At 65.1% G+C, this 24,656-nt stretch carries 24 protein-coding genes; 17 read left to right on the top strand and 7 right to left on the bottom strand.

Translation table 11 applies throughout. From position 1 onward, the window contains the following. The first annotated feature begins 9 nt into the window (after positions 1-9). The 3 genes from xdhB to HY019_RS13495 are packed head-to-tail and all read left to right on the top strand — an operon-like array spanning position 10 to position 4,641. Positions 10-2,349, top strand: a complete 2,340-nt coding sequence (gene xdhB, locus HY019_RS13505; protein WP_290692931.1) for a xanthine dehydrogenase molybdopterin binding subunit — start codon at positions 10-12, stop codon at positions 2,347-2,349. Continuing rightward, positions 2,337-3,230 carry a xanthine dehydrogenase accessory protein XdhC gene (gene xdhC, locus HY019_RS13500; protein WP_290692929.1) on the top strand — a complete coding sequence of 298 codons (894 nt, stop codon included), beginning with the start codon at positions 2,337-2,339 and terminating at the stop codon, positions 3,228-3,230. The genes xdhB and xdhC overlap by 13 nt, the downstream gene beginning before the upstream one ends. Then, positions 3,181-4,641 carry an 8-oxoguanine deaminase gene (locus HY019_RS13495; protein WP_290692927.1) on the top strand — a complete coding sequence of 487 codons (1,461 nt, stop codon included), beginning with the start codon at positions 3,181-3,183 and terminating at the stop codon, positions 4,639-4,641. The genes xdhC and HY019_RS13495 overlap by 50 nt, the downstream gene beginning before the upstream one ends. 83 nt (positions 4,642-4,724) lie before the next feature. Here the strand turns inward: HY019_RS13495 and HY019_RS13490 are convergent, their stop codons facing one another. The 3 genes from HY019_RS13490 to uraH all read right to left on the bottom strand — a co-directional run bounded on the left by HY019_RS13490 (position 4,725) and on the right by uraH (position 7,237). Next, positions 4,725-5,438, bottom strand: coding sequence for a PEP-CTERM sorting domain-containing protein (locus HY019_RS13490; RefSeq protein WP_290692925.1), 714 nt, complete (start codon positions 5,436-5,438; stop codon positions 4,725-4,727). 139 nt (positions 5,439-5,577) lie between these two features. Then, positions 5,578-6,783 (bottom strand): urate hydroxylase PuuD, encoded by a 1,206-nt coding sequence (locus tag HY019_RS13485; protein ID WP_290694183.1) that lies wholly within the window; start codon positions 6,781-6,783, stop codon positions 5,578-5,580. A 28-nt stretch (positions 6,784-6,811) separates the two neighbouring features. Next, positions 6,812-7,237, bottom strand: coding sequence for a hydroxyisourate hydrolase (gene uraH / locus HY019_RS13480; protein ID WP_290692923.1), 426 nt, complete (start codon positions 7,235-7,237; stop codon positions 6,812-6,814). Between the two features lie 146 nt (positions 7,238-7,383). On the opposite strand from uraH, the gene HY019_RS13475 reads away from it, so the two are divergent. From HY019_RS13475 to HY019_RS13450, 6 genes are read left to right on the top strand one after another with little or no spacing between them, the layout of a single operon-like run. Continuing rightward, complete coding sequence (locus HY019_RS13475) at positions 7,384-8,085, top strand: GntR family transcriptional regulator (RefSeq protein WP_290692921.1); 702 nt, start codon at positions 7,384-7,386, stop codon at positions 8,083-8,085. A 14-nt stretch (positions 8,086-8,099) separates the two neighbouring features. Beyond that, entirely contained in the window at positions 8,100-9,074 is a 975-nt protein-coding gene (gene puuE, locus HY019_RS13470; RefSeq protein ID WP_290692919.1) for an allantoinase PuuE, read from the top strand. 11 nt (positions 9,075-9,085) lie between these two features. After that, positions 9,086-10,867 (top strand): 2-oxo-4-hydroxy-4-carboxy-5-ureidoimidazoline decarboxylase, encoded by a 1,782-nt coding sequence (gene uraD / locus HY019_RS13465; protein WP_290692917.1) that lies wholly within the window; start codon positions 9,086-9,088, stop codon positions 10,865-10,867. Next, positions 10,864-12,117, top strand: coding sequence for a M20/M25/M40 family metallo-hydrolase (locus HY019_RS13460; RefSeq protein ID WP_290692915.1), 1,254 nt, complete (start codon positions 10,864-10,866; stop codon positions 12,115-12,117). The genes uraD and HY019_RS13460 overlap by 4 nt, the downstream gene beginning before the upstream one ends. Positions 12,118-12,164: 47 nt before the next feature. After that, entirely contained in the window at positions 12,165-13,118 is a 954-nt protein-coding gene (locus tag HY019_RS13455; protein WP_290692913.1) for a rhodanese-like domain-containing protein, read from the top strand. Between the two features lie 10 nt (positions 13,119-13,128). Then, positions 13,129-14,058 (top strand): pseudouridine synthase, encoded by a 930-nt coding sequence (locus HY019_RS13450; RefSeq protein ID WP_290692911.1) that lies wholly within the window; start codon positions 13,129-13,131, stop codon positions 14,056-14,058. Here the strand turns inward: HY019_RS13450 and HY019_RS13445 are convergent. Continuing rightward, positions 14,030-15,031 carry a zinc-dependent alcohol dehydrogenase family protein gene (locus tag HY019_RS13445; protein WP_290694182.1) on the bottom strand — a complete coding sequence of 334 codons (1,002 nt, stop codon included), beginning with the start codon at positions 15,029-15,031 and terminating at the stop codon, positions 14,030-14,032. The two genes, HY019_RS13450 and HY019_RS13445, sit on opposite strands and share 29 nt — an antisense overlap. A gap of 84 nt (positions 15,032-15,115) precedes the next feature. Further along, on the bottom strand, positions 15,116-15,958 hold the full coding sequence (gene asd / locus HY019_RS13440) for an archaetidylserine decarboxylase (protein ID WP_290692909.1): 843 nt from the start codon (positions 15,956-15,958) through the stop codon (positions 15,116-15,118). Between the two features lie 175 nt (positions 15,959-16,133). Between asd and HY019_RS13435 the strand changes: the two genes are divergently transcribed. From HY019_RS13435 to HY019_RS13410, 6 genes are all read left to right on the top strand, one after another. Beyond that, complete coding sequence (locus HY019_RS13435) at positions 16,134-17,153, top strand: ABC transporter substrate-binding protein (RefSeq protein WP_290692907.1); 1,020 nt, start codon at positions 16,134-16,136, stop codon at positions 17,151-17,153. Further along, a complete protein-coding gene (locus tag HY019_RS13430) occupies positions 17,153-17,917 on the top strand; it encodes an ABC transporter ATP-binding protein (protein ID WP_290692905.1) in 765 nt (254 codons plus the stop codon). The genes HY019_RS13435 and HY019_RS13430 overlap by 1 nt, the downstream gene beginning before the upstream one ends. Next, the gene (locus HY019_RS13425; RefSeq protein ID WP_290692903.1) at positions 17,914-18,699 is read left to right on the top strand and encodes an ABC transporter permease; all 786 of its coding nucleotides are present in this window, start codon (positions 17,914-17,916) and stop codon (positions 18,697-18,699) included. Before HY019_RS13430 ends, HY019_RS13425 begins: the two co-directional genes overlap by 4 nt. Before the next feature lie 105 nt (positions 18,700-18,804). Then, on the top strand, positions 18,805-19,398 hold the full coding sequence (locus HY019_RS13420; protein WP_290692901.1) for a TetR/AcrR family transcriptional regulator: 594 nt from the start codon (positions 18,805-18,807) through the stop codon (positions 19,396-19,398). Between the two features lie 64 nt (positions 19,399-19,462). Then, positions 19,463-20,557 carry an alkene reductase gene (locus HY019_RS13415; protein WP_290692899.1) on the top strand — a complete coding sequence of 365 codons (1,095 nt, stop codon included), beginning with the start codon at positions 19,463-19,465 and terminating at the stop codon, positions 20,555-20,557. A gap of 162 nt (positions 20,558-20,719) precedes the next feature. Beyond that, on the top strand, positions 20,720-21,127 hold the full coding sequence (locus tag HY019_RS13410; protein WP_290692897.1) for an MAPEG family protein: 408 nt from the start codon (positions 20,720-20,722) through the stop codon (positions 21,125-21,127). Here the strand turns inward: HY019_RS13410 and HY019_RS13405 are convergent. After that, positions 21,124-22,215, bottom strand: coding sequence for an NAD-dependent epimerase/dehydratase family protein (locus tag HY019_RS13405; RefSeq protein ID WP_290692895.1), 1,092 nt, complete (start codon positions 22,213-22,215; stop codon positions 21,124-21,126). The genes HY019_RS13410 and HY019_RS13405 overlap by 4 nt on opposite strands. Positions 22,216-22,306: 91 nt before the next feature. On the opposite strand from HY019_RS13405, the gene HY019_RS13400 reads away from it, so the two are divergent. Further along, positions 22,307-23,230: a LysR family transcriptional regulator gene (locus HY019_RS13400; protein ID WP_290692893.1), complete on the top strand. Its 924-nt coding sequence runs from the start codon at positions 22,307-22,309 to the stop codon at positions 23,228-23,230. 62 nt (positions 23,231-23,292) lie between these two features. Then, positions 23,293-23,958 (top strand): YceH family protein, encoded by a 666-nt coding sequence (locus HY019_RS13395; protein ID WP_290692891.1) that lies wholly within the window; start codon positions 23,293-23,295, stop codon positions 23,956-23,958. Between the two features lie 266 nt (positions 23,959-24,224). Here the strand turns inward: HY019_RS13395 and HY019_RS13390 are convergent, their stop codons facing one another. Then, entirely contained in the window at positions 24,225-24,365 is a 141-nt protein-coding gene (locus tag HY019_RS13390; protein WP_290692889.1) for a hypothetical protein, read from the bottom strand. Positions 24,366-24,656 lie beyond the last annotated feature (291 nt).

The raw sequence follows: 24,656 nt of genomic DNA, 5'->3' as shown, positions 1-24,656 counted from the left end.
CGAGCTCACATGAACAAGACCGTTGACGCCTTTCGCCCCAGCACGGCAGCCGGACGCGCCTTGCCGCACGAGTCCGCGCACCTGCATGTGGCTGGGCAAGCCGCCTACATCGACGATCTGCCGGAGCTGGCTGGCACCCTGCACGCGGCCTTGGGCCTGTCGCCCGTGGCGCACGGCAAGCTGCTGTCCATCGACGTCGAAGGCCTCAAGGCCCAGGCTGGCGTGGTGGCCATCCTGACAGCGGCAGACATCCCCGGCCTCAATGACTGCGGCGCCCTGGTCCACGACGACCCCATCCTTGCTGACGGTGACGTGCGCTATCTGGGTCAACCCGTGTTCGTGGTCCTGTCTCGCAACCGGGACACCGCGCGGCGCGTGGCCGCCCGCGCACCGGACTTTCTGAAGATCGAGCCCTTGCCCGCCCTGCTCACGCCCGAGGCGGCTCACGCAGCAGGCCAGTACGTGGTGCCGCCCATGCACCTGCATCGCGGGGACGCGGCCCAGGCACTGGCTGATGCACCCGCGAGGCTGCAAGGCCACTTCCAGCTTGGCGGGCAGGAGCAGTTCTACCTGGAAGGCCAGATCTCTTACGCCATCCCGAAAGAAGGCAATGGCCTGCTGCTGCACTGCTCCACCCAGCACCCCAGCGAGATGCAGCATGCCGTGGCGCACGCCTTGAACCTGCATGCCCATGATGTGCTGGTGGAATGCCGCCGCATGGGCGGTGGTTTTGGCGGCAAGGAGTCGCAATCGGCCGTGTTCGCCTGCATCGCGGCCATCGCCGCGTGGAAGCTCAAGAAGCCTGTGAAGCTGCGCCCTGATCGTGATGACGACTTCATGATCACGGGCCGGCGCCATTGCTTCGTGCACGACTACGACGTGGGCTATGACACCGAGGGGCGCGTGCTGGGTGCCAAGGTCGAGATGCTGGCGCGCGCGGGGTTTTCTGCCGACCTGTCTGCACCGGTCATGACCCGCGCCCTGTGCCATTTCGACAATGCCTACTACCTGCCTGCGGTGGACCTGCATGGCTACTGTGCCCGCACCAACACGCAAAGCAACACGGCCTTCCGTGGCTTTGGCGGGCCGCAAGGTGCGCTGGCCATCGAGGTCATCCTGGATTCGATCGCGCGCCAGCTGGGCAAGGACCCGCTGGACGTGCGCCTGGCCAATCTGTACGGCACCACCGAGCGCAACGTCACGCCCTACGGGCAGACGGTTGAAGACAATGTGATGCGCGCGTTGATGGACGAGCTGGCCAGCAGCAGCGACTACCGCGCGCGCCGCGCTGCCTTGTCCACCTTCAACGCCAACAGCCCGGTGCTCAAGAAGGGCCTGGCCCTGACGCCCGTCAAGTTCGGCATCTCCTTCAATGTGGTGCACCTCAACCAGGCGGGCGCCCTGGTGCACATCTACAGCGACGGCAGCATCCTGGTCAACCACGGCGGCACCGAGATGGGGCAAGGCCTGAACACCAAGGTGGCGCAGATGGTGGCGCACACCCTGGGTGTCAAACCCGAGCGCGTGCGTGTCACCGCCACGGACACCAGCAAGGTGGCCAACACCTCGGCCACCGCCGCATCCACGGGCTCCGACCTCAATGGCAAGGCCGCCGCCAACGCAGCCCAACAGATCCTCGACCGGCTGGTCCAGATGCTGGCAAGCAAACACCAGGTGCCGGCCGAAGCCATCCGCTTTGGGGATGACATGGTACACGTGGGCCCCGAAGCCTTGCGCTTTGAGGACGTGGTGATGGCCGCCTACATGGCGCGCGTGCAGTTATGGTCCGACGGCTTTTACGCCACCCCCAAGCTGCACTGGGATCGCCAGACCATGCAGGGGCGCCCCTTCTTTTACTTCGCGTATGGCGCGGCTGTCAGCGAGGTGCTGGTGGACACCCTCACCGGCGAGTGGAAACTGCTGCGTGCCGACGTGCTGCACGATGTGGGTCAGTCCATCAACCCCGCGGTGGACATCGGCCAGGTCGAAGGCGCCTTCATCCAGGGCATGGGCTGGCTGACCAGCGAAGAGCTGTGGTGGCATCCGCAGACGGGCAAGCTCATGACGCACGCACCGTCCACCTACAAGATCCCCACGGCCAGCGATTGTCCCGCCGACTTCCGCGTCAAGCTGTTTGACAACCAGAACGTCGAAGACACGGTGTACCGATCCAAAGCCGTGGGCGAGCCGCCGCTGCTGCTGCCCTTCTCGGTCTTTCTGGCCATCCGCGATGCGATCTCCTCGGTCGCTGCCCACGAGGTTGACCCACCCCTGCGCGCCCCCGCCACGCCCGAGGCGATCCTGGACGCCATTGACGCCGTCAAGGCCGGCGCGTCATGTCCAGCCTGAGTGCCCCCGCGCTTCGCCAACTGGCATGCGACTGGGTTCGCAGCGGCCAACGCGCGATGCTGGTCGCCGTGACCGACAGCAAGGGCTCCACGCCGCGCGACGCGGGAGCCCGCATGCTGGTCACCACCGCCGAGCGGCACGGCACCATCGGCGGAGGGCACCTGGAGTGGCAGGCCATTGCGCTGGCCCGGCAGGCCCTGCAGGAGTGCCAGCACCAACCGCCAGGCACCTGGCTACAAACCTTTGCGCTGGGCCCCACGCTGGGCCAATGCTGCGGTGGTGTGGTGACCCTGCAGTTTGCGCCGCTGAACGAGTTGGCCATGCAGCAGTGGCCCATCAGCCAGGGCCTGCACATCGAACTGCATGGCGCGGGCCATGTGGGCCAGGCCATCGTCAAGCTGCTGGCCGACCTGGATTTCTCGGTGCGCTGGATCGACACGCGCGACAGCGACGATGCTGGTTGCGGCCTGCCCGACGAAGCCACCTTGCAGCGCTTGCCTGCCCACATCAACTGGTTGCCATCAGACTGCCCCGAAGCCGAGGTGGCCGACGCCCCAACTGGTGCCATCCACCTGGTGCTGACACACCGGCATGACCTGGACTTGCGCATCATCGAGGCCGTGCTGCGGCGCGGCGACAGCCTGTTCGCAGGCCTGATCGGCTCGCAAACCAAACGCGCGAAGTTCCTGCATCGCCTTGAAGACAAGGGCTTGAGCCCCGCCCAGCTGGCGCACATGACCTGCCCCATCGGCTTGGGCGGCCTTCAAGGCAAGGAGCCTGCCGTGATTGCCGTGGCCGTCGTGGCGCAGTTGCTGATGTTGAGGCAGCAGCATGCCGTGGCACCAGCGCCAGCCGCCATGCTCGAACAGCACATCAAGTGAGCCTGAAGTGAGCCCGACCACGCTGCTGATCAAGGATGCCGACTGCATTGCCACCATGGATGATCAAGGCCAGGAATGGCGCCATGCCAGCATTCTGATCAGAGACCATGAAATCGTGGCCATTGGCCCCACAAGCGCCCTGCCGCCCGATTTGCTGGCGCAAGCCACGCAGACCATCGACGCGCGCGGCCACATCGTCATCCCCGGCCTGGTCAACACGCACCACCACATGTTCCAGAGCCTGACGCGCGCCGTGCCCGCCGCGCAGAACGCCGAACTGTTTGGCTGGTTGCGCACGCTCTACCCCATGTGGGCCAGGCTGACACCCGAGATGATCCACGTGTCCACGCAAGTGGCCATGGCCGAGTTGCTACTCAGCGGCTGCACCACCAGCAGCGATCACCTCTACCTGTATCCCAATGGCATCCGCCTGGATGACAGCATCGCCGCCGCCAGCGAGATCGGCATGCGTTTTCATGCCTGCCGCGGCAGCATGAGCGTAGGCGAAAGCGCAGGTGGCCTGCCGCCCGACAGCCTGGTCGAGCGCGAGGCCGACATCCTCAAGGACAGCCAGCGCCTGATCGACACCTTTCACGATGCCCGGCGCTTCGCCATGTTGCGTGTGGCCCTGGCCCCGTGCTCGCCGTTCTCGGTCAGCCCCGAGCTGATGCGCGACTCGGCCCGACTGGCCCGCAGCAGCGGGCAAGGTGGCGTGCGCCTACACACCCATCTGGCCGAGAACGACCACGATGTGGCCTACACGCGCGAGAAGTTCAACTGCACCCCCACTGAGTACGCCGAGATGCAGGAATGGCTGGGGGACGACGTGTGGCACGCGCACTGCGTCAGGCTGGACGAGCATGGCATTGGCCGCTTTGCCGCCACGCACACCGGTGTGGCTCACTGCCCCTGCAGCAACATGCGCCTGGCCTCAGGCATTGCGCCGGTGCGCCGCATGCTGGACGCGGGCGTGCCCGTCGGACTGGGCGTGGATGGCTCGGCCAGCAACGATGCCGCCCACATGCTGGGTGAAGCACGGCAGGCCATGCTGCTGGCCCGCGTCGGGCGCAGCCTGCAACCCTTTGGATGCGACTATGGCCCGGCCGACATGGCTGCCCGAGAGGCCTTGAGGCTGGCCACCCGTGGCGGTGCCCAGGTGCTGGGCCGCGATGACATCGGCCAGATCGCGCTAGGCATGGCCGCCGACCTGGCCATCTACGACCTGCAGACGCTGGCGATGGCAGGCAGCGCCATCCATGACCCGGTTGCGTCCTTGTTGATGACCCAGCCTGCGCAAACCGCCTGGACCATCGTGCATGGCCGCATCGTGTCCGACCACGGGCACATCACGACCGTGCTGCTGCCCTCGCTCATTGAGCGGCACAACAAGCTGGCCTTGCAACTGGCATGAATGTGGCGTGAATGAAAAAAGCGCCCTGCCTTTCAGCAGCGCGCTTTGCAATTTTTGCCGGGGCCTCGCGGCCCCGCCAGCCATCAGGCTTGTTGGCCGCGACGGGCACGCAAGCCCACCACACCCAGGCCAGCCAGCACCAGAGCCAGCATTTCAGGCTCAGGCACGGCCGTGGTCTGCACGCCAATCTTGTACTGGCTCAGCGACACGTAGGCAGCGCTGCCTTGGCCGGTTGCGCCAGCACCAGCCAGCAGGTCCAGTGCCGACAGGCCGATGGGGCCAGACGACGAGAAAGCCAGCGCGCCCGTTGCGTTGAAGGCACCAGCCGAAGCCTGGCCAGGAGCCAGCGACACCAGTTGGTAAGGTGTGTTCTGACCCAGTGGATCGGTGCCGTTGACCGTCACCCAGCGGGAAACCAGACCAGCCACCACACCAGCTTGCGCGTCTTGCGCTTCACCAGCCACGGCACGGTGGTCACCGGCGACCGACTCAACCAGACCGGACAGCGTGTAACCGGCCTTGGCGGTGATCACGATGGGGAAAGGATTGCCACCGTAGCTGTCGAACGAACCAAGCACGCCGTTCGTTTCGATGGAACCGCCAATGGCGAAGGTGCTGTAGGCCAGGCCACCGAAGGTGACCACACCGCCAGCCACGCTCACCGAAGCGCCCGGCAGGAAGGTGTCTTCGTAGCTCAACAGGTAGTTGCCTGCGTCCACGGTGACGGAGGCAGCTTGTGCAACGGGCAAGGCGCCCAGGAGACCCAATGACAGTACGGCGATTGCAAACTTCTTCACGGCCAGACCTTGATTTGTAACGGTATGTGCTAACTATAACGAGCGGCTGTCGGCTTATGTTGCTTTCTTGCCCCCCGAAGCCGGGGGAGTCCCCCCTGAAAAAGCGGGCCAGATCCCACCTCGTGGAAACTCTGGCCCATCAAGGTGCGGGGGCGCCCACATTGAACCAGTGCGCCAGCAAGGCCCGCTCGCCATCGGTGATGCCGGTGGCGTTGTTCATGGGCATGGCCTTGAGCACAACCACCTGCTGGTAGATCTGCTGCGCATGCGCGCTGATCTGCTCCGGCGTGTCCAGCCTGACGCCTTTGTTGGCCAACTGGGCGTTGTGGCAAAGCACACACCGCTGGGCCACCACAAGTTGCACCTGGGCCAGCGTCGGGGCCGGCGCTGACGCAGAGGACGCCCCATTCGCCGTTGGCGCGGGTGCCAGCCAGATCGCCACACCCATCAGGATGGCCACACCCGCCAGCGCCCAGCCCCAGGGCGAGCGTGCCTCAGCCAGTTGCGTCTTGTGGCGGGCCACGAAGAACTGACGGATCAAGGCACCGGCCAGCATGATCAGCACCAGCACCAACCAGTTGTGCGCGTGCCCGAAAGCCCAGCCGTAGTGGTTGCTGAGCATGGCGAACAGCACGGGCAGCACGAAATAGGTGTTGTGCACGCTGCGCTGCTTGCCCCGTTTGCCATGAATGGGGTCAACCGGCTCGCCCGCCTTCATGGCCGCCACCACCTTGCGCTGCCCCGGGATGATCCAGAAGAACACGTTGGCGCTCATGGCCGTGGCAATCATGGCCCCCACCAGCAGGAAGGCGGCACGCCCCGCAAACAACTGGCAAGCGGCCCAGGCCGCCCCCACCACGATCACGAACACGCACGCCCCGACGACCTGATCGCCCTTCTTGCCCTGCCCCAGGGTGCGGCAGACCAGGTCATACAGCAGCCAGAAACCTGCCAGAAAACCCAGGGCGGCCAGCACGGCCACACCCGGTGTCCAGGCATGCACGGATTTGTCGATCAAAAAGGTGCCCGCGTTGAACAGGTAGAGCACCGTGAACAAGGCAAAGCCGGTCAACCAGGTGGAGTAGCTCTCCCAGAAAAACCAGTGCAGATGATCTGGCAGGCTTTTGGGCACCCCCATGTACTTCTGGGGGTTGTAAAAGCCCCCACCGTGCACCGCCCAGAGCTCGCCGCCGACGCCCTTGTCCTTCAATTGCACATCGGTCGGGGGCGTCAGCGAGTTGTCCAGCCAGACAAAGTAGAAAGATGACCCCACCCAGGCAATGGCCACGATCACATGCGCCCAGCGCAGCAGCAGGTTGGCCCAGTCCAGGGCATAGACCAACAAGGGGGACATCTCCATCATCAGCAGGCCCTTAGCTTCCGCGGTAGGTTGAATACGACCAGGGGCTCACCAGCAAGGGCACGTGGTAGTGCGCCTGCGCATCGGCAATACCAAAATCCAGCGACACCTTGCCCAGAAATGCGGGCTTGGGCAGCGGCAAGCCTTTGGCCCTGAAGTAGCCCTCGACATCAAAGATCAGGCGGTAGCAGCCCGTCTTGAAATCGTCGCCAGACAACAAGGGGCGATCGAGCCGGCCATCGGCATCGGTGACCACACTGCGCAAGGACAACCAGCGGCCATCGCCACAACCGTCGGGCGAAGTCTCACGCACATACAGCTCCAGCTTCATGCCTTCTGCTGGCGTACCGTGGACGGTGTCCAGCACATGGGTGGTGAGGTAGCCCGCATTGGGCGAAGCGGCTGGCGATGTACCGGATGGGTCGGCTTGGTTGCTCATGAGGTGGCTCCCGCGGCGATGGGCTTGCGGACTGGCTGCAGATTGACTTGCATGTGCAATCTCAAAGTGTATACACTTTAATCATGATGAGCGTCGTGCGCAAGGCATCTCCTTCTTCACCACACACAAGCAGCCGGCGTGCCCGGTTGCCCCGTGCGGATGCCGACCTCATTGCCGCACCAGATGCACCAGATTCGTCACCCGAGGTGTCCAGCACCGAGCACATCGTGGCGGCGGTCACGCGGGCCATCGTGGAGCACCGCTTGCTGCCCGGTGCCAAGCTGGTCGAGCAAAAACTCGGGGACCGCTTTGGTGTGTCGCGTACTGTAGTGCGTCAGGCCCTGTACCGCCTGTCCGAGTTGAAACTGGTGCACCTGGAGCCCGCGCGCGGTGCATTCGTGGCGGCCCCCTCCATCAAAGAGGCGAGAGAGGTGTTCGCCGTGCGGCGCATGGTGGAGTCGCAAATGCTGCGCGAGTTGATCGCCCACATCAAGCCGGCTGACATCCGCAAGCTCAAGGCCCACCTCAAAGCCGAGCGAGACGCCGTAGCCCGCATCGACGTGCCCACGCGCACCAAATTGCTGTTCGACTTCCACGTACGGCTGGCCGAGGTCCTGGGCAACAAGGTGCTGATGGACCTGATGCAAGAGCTGGTCTCGCGCTGCTCGCTGATCACGCTCATGTACCAGTCTGCCGACAACGCACAGAACTCGAATGCCGAGCATGCGCAATTGCTCAAGGCCATCAAGGCCAGGGACACCGACCTGGCCCTGCAATTGCTCCATGACCATCTGGAATCGGTGGAGCGCCAGTTGATTGAAGCACCCCGCACATCCGCGCCCACCTGATCAATCCCCCAGCCATGACCCAAGCCGCGCCCCACCCCTACCCACGCGACCTCATCGGTTACGGTCGCACGCCCCCGCATGCGCAATGGCCCGACGGTGCGCGCATTGCCGTGCAGTTCGTGCTGAACTACGAAGAAGGCGGCGAGAACAGCGTGCTGCATGGCGATGCGGGCAGCGAGCAGTTTCTCAGCGAGATGGCCAACCCGGCGTCTTACCCGGATCGCCACCTGAGCATGGAGTCCATCTACGAATACGGCTCGCGCGCAGGTGTGTGGCGCATCCTGCGCGAGTTTGAAAAACGCGGCTGGCCGTTGACGGTGTTTGGCGTGAGCATGGCCTTGCAGCGCCACCCCGCGTTGACACAGGCCTTTGTCGAGCTGGGCCACGAGATCGCCTGCCACGGCTGGCGCTGGATCCACTACCAGGCCATGGACGAAGCCCTGGAGCTCGAGCACATGCGCATCGGCATGCAGATCATTGAGGAGCTGACAGGCCAACGTGCCCTGGGTTGGTACACCGGTCGCGACAGCCCCAACACGCGCCGACTGGTGGCCGACTACGGTGGCTTTGCCTACGACAGCGACTACTACGGCGACGACCTGCCCTTCTGGACCGAAGTGCAGCGCAGCGATGGCCAGACGGTGCCCCACCTGATCGTGCCCTACACGCTGGATGTCAACGACATGCGCTTCTCGCTGCCGCAGGGCTACGCGCAAGGCGAAGACTTCTTCACCTACCTGCGTGACACCTTTGACCTGCTTTATGCAGAGGGTGACCCGGCGGGCGACAACACGCCCAAGATGATGAGCGTGGGCATGCACTGCCGGCTGCTGGGGCGCCCTGGCCGCTTCAAGGCCTTCCAGCGCTTTCTCGACCACATCGCCCAGCATGACAAGGTGTGGGTGTGCCGCCGCATCGACATTGCGCGGCACTGGCAGCAGGTTCACCCCTTCCAACCTGGCACGCCTTCGGTGCAGGCGCCAGCTTGAGGAAACACAGCATGAGCCTGACGCTGGACCAACTCAACGCCGCCGACCAGCCCCGTTTCGTCGCCCTGCTGGACGGGGTGTACGAGCACTCGCCCTGGATCGCCGAAACCGCCTGGGGCTTGCGCCCCTTCACCACCATCGCCCATTTGAAGTTCGCGCTGGCGCAGGTGGTGCGGCAAGCCGGCGCCCCGCGCCAGAAGGCCCTGATCTGCGCCCACCCGGAGCTGGCCGGTAAAGCCGCCGTGGCAGGCCAGCTCACGGCCGAGTCCACGAACGAGCAAAACCGCGCCGGCCTCACCCATTGCACGCCCGAAGAGTTTGCCCGGCTGCAGCAACTCAATGCCGACTACAAGGCGCGCTTTGGCTGGCCCTTCATCCTGGCTGTGCGCGGCCCGCGTGGCCTGGGCCTGACACGCCAGCAGATCATCGACACCTTTGCGCGGCGGCTCGACAACCCGGCAGACTTCGAACTCGCCGAGTGCCTGCGCCACATCCACCGCATCGCCGAGATCCGCCTGCATGACAAATTCGGCACCGAGCCCGTGCTGGGCAATCTGGTGTGGGACTGGGCCGAGGCCCTGGCCACCCACAGCGAGCCGGCCTACGCCGAGCAAGGCCAGCTGACCGTGACCTACATGACGCCAGCCCACCAGGCCTGCGCGGCCCAACTGCAAGCCTGGATGCGCGAATGCGGCTTTGACGAGGTCTCGCTGGATGCCGTGGGCAATGTGGTCGGCATCTACCATGGCAGTGATCCCAGTGCACCGCGCCTGCTGACCGGCTCGCACTACGACACCGTGCGCAACGGCGGCAAGTACGACGGCCGGCTGGGCATCTTCGTGCCCATGGCCTGTGTGCGCGAGCTGCATGCGCAAGGCCGCCGCCTGCAGCACGGCATCGAGCTCATTGGCTTTGCAGAAGAAGAAGGCCAGCGCTTCAAGGCCACCTTTCTGGGCTCGGGCGCGCTGGTGGGCGGTTTTGACCCGAGCTGGCTGGACCAGACCGATGCAGACGGCATCAACCTGCGCCAGGCCATGCAATCGGCGGGCCTCTCGGCCAGCCTGGACGACATCGACCAGCTGCAACGCGATCCCGCCCGCTATCTGGGTTTTGTCGAAGTGCACATTGAACAAGGCCCCTGGCTGGACGAGATCGACCAGCCCCTGGGCGTGGTCACCGCCATCAACGGCAGCGCACGTTTTGCCGGCGAGGTGGTCGGCCAGGCCAGCCACGCCGGCACCACGCCCATGGGCCGCCGCAAGGATGCTGCCGCGGCGGTGGCCGAGTTGCTGCTGTATGTCGAGCAACGCGCGGCGCAAGATGCTGCCCTGCCCCAAGGCCCTTCGGTGGGGACGGTCGGTGTGCTGCAGGTGCCGGCCGGCTCGGTCAACGTCGTACCCGGCCGCTGCCAGTTCACGCTGGACCTGCGGGCCCCCGACAACGCCCAGCGCGACGCCATGGTGGCCGACGTGCAAAAACAGCTCGCTGACATCTGCCAGCGTCGTGGCCTGCGCTTCCAGCTGGAGCGCACCATGCAAGCCAGCGCAGCACCTTCCGACCCAGGCTGGCAAGCCCGATGGGAAGCCGCCGTGGCCAAAGTGGGGCTGCCCGTGTTCAGGCTCCCCAGTGGCGCGGGGCATGACGCCATGAAGCTGCATGAGCGCATGCCTCAGGCCATGTTGTTCGTGCGCGGCGGCAATGCCGGCATCAGCCACAACCCGCTGGAAACCATCACCAATGACGACGCGCAGCTTTGCGTGGACGCCTTCATGCACCTGCTGGAGCAGCTATGAGCGCACGAGCCGAGCACTACACCCGACTGGATCAATGGATCGATGCCCACTTCGAGGAAGAGGTGCGCTTCCTGCAGGCCCTGGTACAGGTCCCCACCGATACCCCGCCCGGCAACAACGCACCGCATGCCGAACGCACGGCCGCCCTGCTCAATGAGTTCGGCTGGCAGGCCGAAGCCTATGGCGTGCCAGAACACGAAGTCCAAGCCTATGGCCTGCAAAGCCTGACCAACCTCATCGTGCGCCGCCGATTTGGGGACGGTGGCCGGGTGATCGCACTCAATGCGCATGGCGACGTCGTGCCACCAGGCGAAGGCTGGACGCATGCCCCTTATGGTGGCGAGGTGGCCGACGGCAAGCTCTATGGCCGGGCCGCTGCCGTCAGCAAAAGCGACTTCGCCACCTACAGCTTCGCGCTGCGTGCGCTGGAAGCCGTCGCGGCCCAACTGCCGCCCACCACCGTGAACGGCACGGTCGAGCTGCACTTCACTTATGACGAAGAGTTCGGCGGCGAACTGGGCCCCGGCTGGCTGCTCAAGCAGAAGCTGACCAAGCCCGATCTGTTGATTGCCGCCGGCTTCAGCTACGAGGTGGTCACGGCTCATAACGGCTGCCTGCAGATGGAGGTGACCGTACATGGCCAGATGGCCCATGCAGCCATTCCCCACACCGGGATTGACGCGCTGCAGGGCGCCGTCACCATCCTCAATGCCCTGTATGCCCAGAACAAGGTCTACCAGGGCATCACCTCGGGCGTGCCGGGCATCCAGCACCCCTACCTGAATGTGGGCCGCATCGAGGGCGGCACGAACACCAATGTCGTGCCCGGCAAGGTCACGCTCAAACTGGACCGCCGCATGATCCCGGAAGAAGACCCGGTGGTGGTCGAGGCCGACATCCGCCGCGTCATCAACGAGGCTGCGGCCACCTTCCCCGGCATCCGTGTCGACATCAAGCGCCTGCTGCTGGCCCACTCGCTGCGCCCCCTGCCTGGCACGGAGCCCCTGGTCCAGGCCTTGCAAAAACACGGCGAAGCCATCTTTGGTGAGCCCATCCCAACCAGCGGCACGCCGCTTTACACCGACGTGCGCCTGTACTGCGCGCAAGGCATCCCGGCCGTCATTTATGGCGCCGGGCCCCGCACGGTGTTCGAGTCCAACGCCAAGCGTGCCGACGAGCACCTGGTGCTGCAAGACCTGCACCGCGCCACCAAGGTGGTGGCCCGCACCTTGCTGGACTTGCTGAGCTGATTCCCCCCCATGGCGCACGCGCTGGCGGCGTTTGAGACAATAGCGGCATGCCCGCCTCCAAGTCGTCCCCGCCCCAGCTCCCGCCCACCGCGCCAACGGCCCCTGAGCCTGCCACTCAGCAGGCCGCGCTGCAGCACACCTCGTTCTACCGCTTTGTACCCTTGAGTGACCCGGACCAGGTGGCCGACATCCTGCGCGAACTGGTCCAGCCTTTGAAAGGCAGTGTGCTGGTAGCGCACGAGGGCATCAGCGGTGCGCTGGCGGGCAGTACCGAGCAACTCGACACCTTCGAGCGCGCCGTGCATGAAGACCCCCGCCTGCAAGGCGCCTTCGCGGACATGCCCTTCAAACGCAGTGCCTGCCGCACCCCGCCGTTCTGGAAGGTGCGCGTGCACCGCAAGGAAGAGATCGTGGCCCTGGGCCTGGACGGCGTCACCGGCGTCGTACCTGACCGCAACGAAGGCCAGCACCTGAGCCCCCAGCAATGGCGCGAGCTGATTGCGCAAGAAGACGTCGTCCTCATCGACAACCGCAACAGCTTCGAATACCGCCTGGGCCGCTTCAAGAACGCCATCGACCCCAGCGTGGGCAACTTCCGCGACTTCCCTGGCTATGTGCAAGCCCATGCCGACGAGTGGAAGGCGCAGGGCAAGCGTGTGGCCATGTACTGCACCGGTGGCGTGCGCTGCGAAAAAACCAGCGCCTGGATGCAGCAGTTCGGCCTGGACGTCTACCAGCTCGACGGCGGCATCATGAACTACTTCCAGGCCATGCCCGACGCCGACAAGGACTGGCAAGGCGAGTGCTTTGTGTTCGACAACCGCGTGGCGGTCGACACCCACCTGCAGGAAACCGACACCACGTCCGACGACGTCTACCGCACCGACGTGCCCGACGAGTTGTGGCGCCTGGAGCGGGCGCACCGCCTGTCGGCCTTCACCCCCAAAGTGCCCAGCGCGCGCCCTGATGCGCCGCCCGCCGAGGATGACAAGCCGGACTGAGCCAGCAGCCATGCTGCCGACGATCGATGGTGTCAGCCCCAGCTGCGTCGCCCTGCCCCACGGCCCCTGGATGACCATGCTGGACTTCCTGGCTGAGCGCATCCCTGCGGTGCCCCGCGAGGACTGGGCCCGGCGCATGAGCCAGGGCGAGGTGGTCGATGCACAAGGCCAGCCCATCGCCCCGCAAGCGCCGTTTCGCGCGCACACCAAGCTGTACTACTGGCGCAGCCTGCCTTTCGAGCATAAGGTGCCGTTCGATGAGGCCGTGGTCTTCCAGGACGATTACCTGGTGGTGGCGTACAAACCGCACTTCCTGCCCGTTACGCCCAAGGGCCGCTACCTGCAGGAGACGCTGCTGGTGCGCCTCAAGCGCAAGCTGGGCATCGACACCCTGGTGCCGATGCACCGCATTGACCGCGAAACGGCGGGCCTGGTGGCCTTCACCATCCAGCCGCACACGCGCAATGCCTACCAGAGCCTGTTCCGGGACAAGGCCATCACCAAGACCTACGAGGCCATTGCGCCATTGAACCCTGCGGTGAGCTTGCCCTTGCGCTACCAATCCAGGCTGGAAGAGAGCGAACGTTTCATGGCCATGCACGAGGTCGAAGGCCCCGCCAACGCCGACACGCACATCGAGCTGATCGAGTCCGCATCGGGCTTCGGGCGCTTCAGATTGAGCCCCATCACCGGCCAGAAGCACCAGTTGCGCGCCCACATGTCGGCCTTGGGCATGCCCATCCTGGGCGACCAAATCTACCCTGAACTGCTACCGGCCTTGCCGCCGGAGGTCGCGCCGGATTTCTCGCAGCCCTTGCAACTGCTGGCTCAAGCGCTGTCCTTTGTTGACCCGGTCACGGGTTCGACACGGCAATTCCACTGTGGCCGCAGCCTGGATCTGCAGGCGGCCATCAAGGCATCAGCACCGCAGCCCCGCTGAAGCGGCCAGCCCGCAGGTCATCCAGGGCCTCGTTGGCCTGCTCCATGGGGTAGACGTGCGTGCTGACCTGCAAGGGGCAACGCGCCGCCAGCGCCATGAAGCCCTCGCCATCGGCGCGCGTGAGGTTGGCCACGGACACGATGCGCCGCTCGCGCCACAACCAGGCATAGGGAAAGGACGGGATGTCGCTCATGTGGATGCCCGCGCAGACCACGATGCCGGCGGGCCGGATGGCTTGCAGCGCCAGTGGCACCAGCGCCCCCACCGGCGCAAAGATCAGCGCTGCATCCAGGGCCACGGGCGGTGCCTGCTCGGAGGCCCCCGCCCACACAGCACCCAGCTGCAGGGCCAGCGCCTGCGCGACCGCATCGCCCTCGCGCGTGAAGGCATACACCTCGCAGCCTTCAAACCTGGCCATCTGCGCCACTAGGTGGGCGGCGGCGCCAAAGCCATAAAGCCCCAGGCGGGGCTGCGTGCCACGCAAAGCCTCCCCCGCCATGCGCAAGGCCCTGTAGCCGATCAGGCCCGCGCACAACAAGGGCGCCGCCTCCGCATCGGTATACAAGGCAGGAATGGGGAACACATAGCGCGCGTCGGCCACCAGATGGGTCGCGTAGCCGCCATGAATCTGGTAGCCCGTGAAGCGCGCCTGCTCGCACAGGTTCTCGTGGCCGCTGGTGCACATGTCGCAACGGCCGCAGGTCCAGCCCAGCCAGGGCACGCCCACGCGGGCCCCCAACTGCAAGCCACTCTCGCTGCTCAAACCAGCCCCCAGGGCCACCACCGTGCCGACCACCTCGTGCCCCGGCACGACAGCCTGGCCGGGGAAGGGCAAGTCCCCATCGACGATGTGCAGGTCGGTGCGGCACACGCCACAGGCGTGCACCTTGATCGTCACCTGGCCCGCATCGGGGACCGGTACGGCATCGCGCAACACCTTTTGCAGCGGGCGGCCCGGGCCATCCATCTGCATGGCATACAGGGTCTCGACAGCGCTCATGAAGGCCTCCTTCACACCGCCATGATGCGCCCATTTGCAGGCGCCTTCAGCCCGGCATCAGAGCTTGGCCATGATCTCGCCCATGCGGATGGGCTTGGTTGCCCCCCAGGTCGGGTTGAAGCTCAAAGGCCCCTTGGGGAAGAGCATGACCACGGTCGAGCCCAGCAGGAAGCGCCCCATTTCATCCCCCTGCTTGAAGCGGATGTCCTGATCGTCATAGCGCCACTCGCGCACCTGGCCGCCGCGCGGCGGGTTGACCACGCCATGCCACACGGTGGCCATGCTGCCCACGATGGTGGCGCCCACCAGGGTCAGCACAAAGGGGCCACGTGCTGACTCAAACACGCACACCACGCGCTCGTTGCGCGCAAACAGGCCGGGCACGCCGCGCGCCGTGGCCGGGTTGACCGAGAACAGGTCACCGGGCACGTAGATCATGCGCGTGAGCTTGCCCTCGCAAGGCATGTGGATGCGGTGGTAGTCCTTGGGGCTCAGGTACAGGGTGGCGAAGTGGCCATCTTCAAAGCGGGCCGCCAGTTGTGCATCACCGCCCACCAGGGTGGTGGTCGAATAATCGTGGCCCTTGGCCTGGAAGATCTGGTCCTTGCGAATGGGGCCGAACTGGCTGATGGCCCCGTCCACCGGGCTGATCAGGTCCGCATTGGCCAGCGGGCGGGCGCCGGGCTTCAAGGGGCGCGAGAAGAACTCGTTGAAGGTCGGGTAGCTGGCGATGTCGGGGTTGGCCGCTTCGCTCATGTTCACGCCATAGCGCCCCACGAACCACTGGATGAAGCGGGTGGTGGCCGCACCGCCACGCAGCGAGGCCAGCGAGCCCGCCAGTTGGGTCAGGGCTTTCTTGGGCAGGACATACTGCAATGACACGAAGAGACGATCCGACACAAGGGCCCCCGGGGATTTGAACGAAGCCGCGCATTTTATCGTTGTGGCTGGCGGGCCTCAGTCAAGCTCACCGGACCTCACGCAAACCCACAATCCGGACACAATCGAGGCGAGCCAGACCAAGCTCAGGTACAAAGCGGGGCTGGATAGCCGTCATTGAATGGAGCCCCCGCCCATGATTCCCGCTTCTTTTGCCCAACCGCTCTCCCCGCTCTCCCGTCTGGCCACCCTGACGATCTGCGCCGCGGCCGCCCTGTGCGCGCACCAGGCGGCGCAAGCGGCTGACAAATTCACCTACATCACCAACTGGTATGCCGAGGCCGAACATGGCGGCTTCTACCAGGCCCAGGCCACCGGCCTGTATGCCAAGGCCGGGCTGGACGTCACGCTCAAGATGGGCGGCCCCCAGGTCAACCTGATGCAATTGATGATGGCCGGCCAGGCCGACTGCGTCATGGGCTACGACGTGCAGACCATCCAAGTGTGGGAAAAAGGCATCCAGGCCGTCACCGTGGCCGCCGCCTTCCAGAAAGACCCGGTCGTGATCGTGGCCCACCCCGATGTCAAGCAATTCGAGCAACTCAAGCGCAAGACCCTGCTGGTCGGCAGCGCTGGTCAGGTCACCTACTGGCCCTGGTTGAAGACCAAATACGGCTTCACCGATGCACAGATGAAGCCCTACAACTTCAGCATCCAGCCCTTCCTGGCCGACCCCAACATCGCGCAGCAAGGCTACCTGGCCTCCGAGCCTTTCTCCATCGAGAAGGAAAGCAAGGTCAAGCCCACGGTGTTCATGCTGTCCGACCAGGGTTGGCCCCCTTATGCGATGACGGTGGTGTGCTCGGTCAAGACCATCCAGGAACGCCCCAAGCAGGTGGCTGCCTTCGTCAAGGCCTCGATGGAGGGCTGGAAGAGCTACCTCAAAGGTGACCCCACGCCGGGCAACACCCTGATCAAGAAAGACAACCCCAACATGACCGACGACCTGCTGGCCTACGGCATTGGCAAGATCAAGGAACAAGGCGCGGTCATGGGCGGTGACGCGGCCAAGTACGGCATCGGCGTCATCACCGATGAACGCATGAAGCAGACCTACGACCTGCTGGTGCAACACAAGCTGCTGGACCCCACCAAGGTCGACATCAGGAAGACCTACACGACCCAGTTCGTCAAGGACATGAGGGTCATGCCCTGATGGGTGACAAGGCTGCTTCCGCTGTCTCGATGCACGAGGTCGAGCAGGTCTACCCCAATGGCACGCGGGCGCTGATGCCCGTGTCACTGGACATCCGGCCGGGTGAGTTCGTCTCCCTGCTGGGCCCATCCGGCTGCGGCAAGAGCACGCTGCTGAAGATGATCGCAGGGCTGCTGCAACCCACCGCGGGCCGCATCCAGTTGTCGGGCCAGCAGCTGTCTTTCGTCTTCCAGGAAGCCACGCTCATGCCCTGGGCCGACGTGCATGCCAATGTGCGCCTGCCGCTGGACCTGGCCGGCGTGCCACGCCCGCAAGCCGATGGCCGCGTGGACGAAGCCTTGCAACTCGTGGGCCTGAGCGCATTTGCCAAGCAAAGGCCGCGCGAGTTGTCCGGCGGCATGCAGATGCGCGTGTCGATCGCGCGGGGCCTGGTCACCCGCCCACGGCTGCTGCTGATGGACGAGCCCTTTGGCGCACTGGACGAAATCACGCGCAACCGGCTGGATGCGGACTTGCTGGCCTTGTGGCGACAACAAGGCCTCACGGTGGTGTTCGTCACGCACAGCATCACCGAGGCGGTGTTCCTGTCATCCCGTGTGATCGTGATGGGCGCCAGGCCCGGCCGCGTGGTTGAAGACTACGCCCTTGACAACCCCTGGCCGCGTGATGACGACCATCGCACCAGCCCCGCCTTCAATGCGCACGTGCGCCACCTGCAGCATCGCCTGAGCCAGGCCTCGGCCCTGACAGGGGATGCACCATGAGCACACTCGCCCACAAGCTCAAACAAGCGGCCTTGCCCCTCTTCATGGCCTTCGTACTGCTGGGCATCTGGCAGGCCTGGACGACGCTGCAGGCCATCCCCGAATACCTGGTGCCCTCTCCCTGGGTGATCGCCAAGACCCTGGTCCAGAACTGGGCCGTGCTCAGCAGTGCCTTGCTTGTCACCATCAAGATCACGGTGCTGGCGTTCATCAGCGCCATCGTGCTGGGTGTGCTCGTGGCCTTTGCCATGGTGCAAAGCCGCTGGATCGAGGCCGTTTTTCTGCCTTATGCGGTGCTGCTGCAGGTCACGCCCATCGTGGCCATTGCCCCGCTGATCATCATCTGGGTGAAAGACCCGACAGCCTCGCTGGTGGTGTGCGCCACGCTCGTGGCCCTGTTCCCCATCATCTCCAACACCACCATCGGGCTGCGCAGCGTCAACCCAGGGCTGGCGGCCTACTTCCAGCTGCAAAAGGCCAGCCGCTGGCAAACGCTGCTGCGCCTGCGCATCCCGTCTGCGCTGCCCTACTTCTTTGCGGGCCTGCGCATCTCGGGCGGCCTGTCGCTGATTGGCGCCGTGGTCGCGGAGTTCGTGGCTGGCACGGGGGGCACCGGCACCGGCCTGGCCTACCAGATCCTGCAGTCGGGCTACCAGCTCGACATTCCCCGCATGTTCGCAGCGCTGGTGCTGATCTCCCTGACCGGCGTGGCGGTGTTCGTCTCGCTGGCAGCCTTGTCGCGCTGGGTGCTGGGCGGCTGGCATGAAAGCGAGATGGGCTGAGCGAGATGGCTTGAGCCTGCCTCAGCTCGCCTCATAACCACACAGATTAGTCGGGTTAAAAGTGGTCGCCAAAGTTTTAAGACGACTGGTCATATTATTTGACCCATGGCCCGCACCGCAGACAAAACCGACATCCCCAACCGCCTGACTGAAGCGGGTTACACCCTCTTCAACCAGCTGGGTTACAACGCCACGGGCATCCAGCAGATCACCGACAAGGCCGGCGTGCCGAAGGGTTCGTTCTACAACCACTTCGACAGCAAGGAAGCCTTCGCCGCGCAGATCATCCGCAACTACGGCGCCTGGGTGGACCGGGCCTGGGACACCGCCATGCGCGACGCCCCACCCGAACCCACGGCGGCCATGCGCCACCTGTTTGGCAGCTTCATCCAGCACCATGAGCAAAGCGGCCTGCAAGGCTGCCTGGTGGGCAACTTCGCCGCCGAGATGGCCGAGTCCAGCACCAGCTGCCGCACTGTGCTGTGCAGCGTGATGGTGGGCTGGCGGGAGCGCCTCGCTGCGCTGATCGAACAAGCGCAACAACAAGGCCTGGTCCGCACCGACCTGCCACCCGCCACGCTCTCCGGCTTCTTCTGGGATGCCTGGGAAGGCGCGGTGCTGCGCATGAAGGTCGAACACAGCACACAGCCTTTGAAAGACGTCGTCGATCTGATGCTCGACAAGTTCTTCAAACCCTGACACCCCGAACATCCATTCATCGCCGATTACCGGCATCCCCCGACCCACCACTGGAGCCTTTTCAATGGGAACCCAAGACGCACTCTTCCAGCCCTTCAAACTGGGCGACATCACGCTGGCCAACCGCATGGTGATGGCCCCGCTGACACGCAGCCGCGCCGAAAAGGGCAACGTGCCTGGCCCGCTGACGGTCGAGTACTACGCCCAGCGCGCCAGCCTCGGCCTGATCATTGCCGAAGCCACCCAGGTGTCGGCCACAGCCCAGGGCTACCCCTCCACGCCCGGCCTGCACACGCCTGAGCAAGTGGCCGGCTGGCGCAAGGTGACCGACGCCGTGCACGCCAAGGGCGGCAAGATCTTCGTGCAGCTGTGGCACACCGGCCGCATGTCGCACACGGCTTACCAACCGGGTGAACAAGCGCCCGTGGGTCCCTCGGCCATCGCTGCCAAGGCCAAGACCTTTGTGCCCGGCCAGGGCATGGTCGACACCTCGGTGCCCCGCGCACTGGAGACGGCCGAGATCCCCGGCATCGTCAAGGACTTCGCCACTGCAGCGCGCAACGCCATCGACGCTGGTTTTGACGGCGTGGAAATCCACGGTGCCCACGGCTACCTGCTGGACGCCTTCCTGCGCGACGGCTCGAACAAGCGCACCGACATCTACGGTGGCAGCATCGAGAACCGTGCCCGCTTCCTGCTGGAAGTGATGGCCGCCGTGACCGCCGAGATCGGCGCGGGCAAGGTTGGCATCCGTCTGTCCCCGGTCTCGCCCGTCAATGACTCCAGCGAGAGCAACCCGCAGCCGCTGTTCGAGTACGTGGTGCGTGAGCTGGAGAAACTGCACCCCGTGTTCATTCACGTGGTCGAAGGCCACACTGGCGGCCCGCGTGACAACGCCCCGTTCGACTACGAAGCCCTGCACAAGCTCTACAGCGGCGTGTGGATGGTCAACAACGGTTACAGCAAGGAGATGGCACAGGAAGCCATCGCCAGCGGCAAGGGCGACCTTGTCTCTTTCGGCCGCCTGACGATCAGCAACCCTGACCTGCCTCGCCGCCTGCAAGAGAACGCCGCCCTCAACGAGTTGTTCACCGACACCGGCCTGTACGGCGGCACCGGCGCACACGGCTACACCGACTACCCCGCCCTGGCCGCCTGACGCGGCTGTGCCGCAAGCGCCAGCGTGCGCTTGAAAACGGTCATCGTTAAAACTGGCCCGGTCCATTTCTGTAATTGACAAGGATTGTTGTCAACACCAGAATGGCCGGGCCTTTTTCATGGGCACAGCCGTTCACAACAATCCTCTTTGGAGACACCAGACATGACCATTGCCAATACCGCCGTGTTGATCGCCGCCGTGATGCCCGTCCTCACCATGGGCGTGGCCAAAGCCGCCTCGGCCGGCAAGAAGCGCAGCCAGGGTGGCTACGACAACAACGACCCACGCGGCTGGGCTGCCAAGCAGGAAGGCTGGAAGGCCCGCGCTGCTGCGGCGCAGAACAATGGCTTTGAAGCCCTGCCCTTGTTCGTGTTCGGCGTGCTGGCCGCCCAGGCTGCCGGCCTGGATCAGGCTCGCACCGACCACCTGGCCCTGGCCTTCATCGGCCTGCGCGTGGTCTACACGGCGCTGTACTTCGCCAACATCGCCCCGATGCGATCGCTGGTGTGGGGCGGCGCCCTGGCTGCCAACATCGCGATGTTCGCGCCCACGTTGAGCGGCTTGTTCTAAGCCACGCTGGCCACCGCATTGGCTGACCGAGCTGCCGCCGATGAGTCGCTCGCGGCCGTGCGGCTCAGGCAGCCCATCTCGATCAGACTGGTCCGCACCGCCTCATCCAGGGGCGTGTGCGGCTCCTGCCAGATCAGGCTCAGCAGCTTGCGGTTGTCCAGCCGCAGCGGCACCTGCCACAGGTAGCGCATCTCGCGGATCTCCCTGAACAGTGGCACCAGCGGCGACAAGGCTGTCAGCACCCACCAGGGCAAGCGCTTGATCGGCAGCCGGGGGTTGCCGGATGCGCGCCGTACAGCCTGAGCCAGCTCGCCACCTTGCGGCAGCCAGTGGCCTTCAAAGTGCAGCACCTCGCATGTGGCCAGGCGCTGCGGCTCACGCAGATCCAAGGCCAGCAACAGGGCCACGGCCTCGGCCACATCAGGCAAGTAAGCCCAGTTGTGCCCCACATCCGGCACGCCGGGGTACACCACCTCGCGCAAAGGCTTGCCCGGCTTGACCATCAGGTTGCCGAACCACGATGCAGGCGAGTGGCCACCAAAAAAATCCCCTGCCCTGATCACGAGTGAGCGCACGGGCTGCGTCTTGCTCGCACCCGCCTCACGCAGCATTTGCTCCATCTCGACGCGCACCGCGCCTTTGCGGGTCAGCGGGTGCTGTGGCGAGCGCTCGTTGAGCAGCTCGCCAGCGTCCGGGCCGAAGTTGTAGACATTGCCTGGCAACACCAGGCGGGCACCCACTTCACGCGCCGCCGCCACGCTGTTGGCCAGCATGGGCAGGGCCAGCTCACGCCAGCGTTGGTAGCGCGGCGGGTTGGCCGCATGCACGATCACCTGCGCGCCTTGTGCGGCCTGCCGCACATCGGCGGCCACGCTCGCGTCGCCCAGGTGCCACTGCACGGCTTCCAGGCCACGCCAGCTGGCGGTGCCCGAGCGCACCTGCTCGGCCATGTCGGCATGCCGGGTCAAGGCGTGAACTGCCCAGCCCTGCGCCAACAAGGTGCGCGCCATCTGGGCGCCAAAGCCGCCCGTGGCCCCCACGATCAAGGCGCGGGAGGGTGTTGAATGTACTGGTTTGGTCGAGCTCATGACGGCTCCATGAATGTAGACAGGCCCATGCTAGAGACTGGCACCCCATTCATCAATTGCCTAGCAATGCATACCAGCTATACATTCATGCATGGCCAAATCCCATATTGACTGGAACCTCTACCGCGCCTTCCTCGCCGTGATGCGCGAAGGCAGCCTGTCTGCCGCCGCGCGCGCGCTGGGCACAACGCAGCCCAGCATGGGGCGCCATGTGGCCGCGCTGGAGGCCGCACTGGGCATCCCGCTGTTCACGCGCGGGCCAGACGGGCTCAAACCCACCGCCGCCGCGCTGGCGATACAGGCCTCTGCACAGGCCATGGACGCAGCCGCCCAACACGCGCAGCGCATGGCCTCGGGCGCCGAGCAAGACGAGCGCGGCACCGTGCGCATCACCGCCAGCCACATGATGGGCGGTGAAGTCCTGCCCGAGCTCTTGAGCCGCTTTCAGGCCCAGCACCCCCTGGTCACCATCGAGCTCGTGCTCAACGACAAGATGGACGACCTGCTCAAGCGCGAAGCCGACATCGCCGTGCGCATGGCGCGACCGACGCAAAAAGCCCTGATCGCCAAACGGCTGGGCCGTGTCGACATCGGCCTGTATGCGCACCAACGTTATGTTCATACCAGGGGCATGCCCCGCACCCTGGCGGACATGGCCCGGCACGCCCTGATCGGCCCGGACAAAGGCACCGTGGCCACCCGGCTGGCGCAGCAGCAAGGCGTGGCGCTGTCACGCGAGATGTTCACCTTCCGTTGTGACAACGATCTGGCCCTGCTGGCCGCCTTGCGCGCCGGCCTGGGCATTGGCGGCAGCCAGATCGGCATTGCCGGGCGCGACCCTGAGCTGCTGCCGGTCCTGCCCGATCAGCTGACCTTCAGCCTGGACATGTGGCTGGCCACCCACGGGGACCTGCGCCACAACAAGCCGGTGATGACGCTGTTTCGCTACCTGACGCAGGCGCTCAGTGCCTACGCGCTGTCCAGCCAGCGAACTGGGCGGGAAGCGGCGGCATGATTGCGGTGCAAACCCGTTCGCAACAGGTATAAGCTCAAGCCACATCGCATCAGGAGTCTGCATTGAGCCACCGTCCTCTCACCCTTGAAGAAGCCCGCGTGCTGGCCGTGCTGGTGGAGAAACAGCACACCGTGCCGGACAGCTACCCCTTGTCACTCAACGCCCTGACCCTGGGCTGCAACCAGAAGACGGCACGTGAGCCCGTCATGCAGCTCAGCGAGGCGGATGCCCTGCAGGCCATCAATGGCCTCAAGGAGCTCAGTCTGGTCAATGAGGTCAGTGGCAACCGTGTGGTGCGCTTTGACCACAATGCCGCGCGAGGCCTGGGTGTGCCCAGCCAGTCCGTGGCGCTGCTGACCATGCTGGTGCTGCGTGGCCCGCAGACGTCCGCCGAGCTGCGCCTGCACACCGAGCGCCTGCACCGCTTTGCCGATGTCTCGTCGGTCGAAGGTTTTCTGGAAGAGCTGGCTGAAAAGCAACCGGCGCGGGTGATCAAGCTGCCACGCGCCCCCGGCGAGCGCGAAAGCCGCTGGGCGCACTTGCTGTGCGGTGAGGTGCAGATCCCTGCGGTGACGGCATCGGCCTCTTACGGTGCTGCGCCTGCTGTGCGTGATGAGGAACTGGCGGCGTTGAAGGCCGAGCAGGCGCGTATGGCCAGTGAGTTGAATGCCTTGCGTGCATTGGTGCAGCGCATGGCGGTTGAGTTGGGGATTGATCCGCAGGTGTGAGCTGAGTCCTCAGCTTGCATAAGTTGCGTTGATGCGCGCTTTGTCGGGGCAGCGCGGGGCGCGGCCGAGGTGGCATGCGTCCGGGCTTCAATGTTGGCGGTCCCGCTGAAGCGGGACTGCTCTCCAGTGCTCGCTCAACTCAGGTGGCTGCGCAACTCGGCCTGCGGCCTCAAACATGCTCGCCATCCCCTTGCCCTTGGCAAGGGGCAAACCTGAATCTCGCTGCGCGCCTCCGACGCCAACAAGGCGCCCTGCCGCACACCACCTCAGCCTTTGTCGCCCCGCTTGAGTATCGCCACGGTTGCTGGCGCGGTGGCAATGGCAATGGCAATGGCAATGGCAATGGCAATGGCGTTGTAGCCCTGAAGCCTGAACTGCGCCCTCCACCAGGACGTGGGCCTATGCATGCCACGAGCGAGGCGGAAAAGGTCTGAGCCGGTATCTGGCCGGGCGCCTTGTTGACGCCGAGACGCGCAGTGGCGAGGTGGGCACGCGTAGCGTGCTTCGTCTATCTGACTGGCCCGATTTGTTTGAACGAAGCGGCGCAGCCGCGCAGTGAGGTTCTATGTTTTGACGCAAGCGTTTTGTACGCCCATCTGGCTTGCATCAAAGGTTTTTCCACTGCGCCAGATTGCCCATGCGACTCTCAGAAGCTTGCGAGCCAGAATGACGAGGGCCTGCGTTGAGGCAAATCCTCT

Origin of the sequence: Aquabacterium sp. (genome assembly GCF_016195855.1) — a bacterium.
In the GTDB taxonomy this organism is placed as follows: domain Bacteria; phylum Pseudomonadota; class Gammaproteobacteria; order Burkholderiales; family Burkholderiaceae_C; genus Aquabacterium.
Note: the sequence above shows the minus strand (reverse complement) of the source record. Positions and strands in the feature narration are given on the sequence as shown.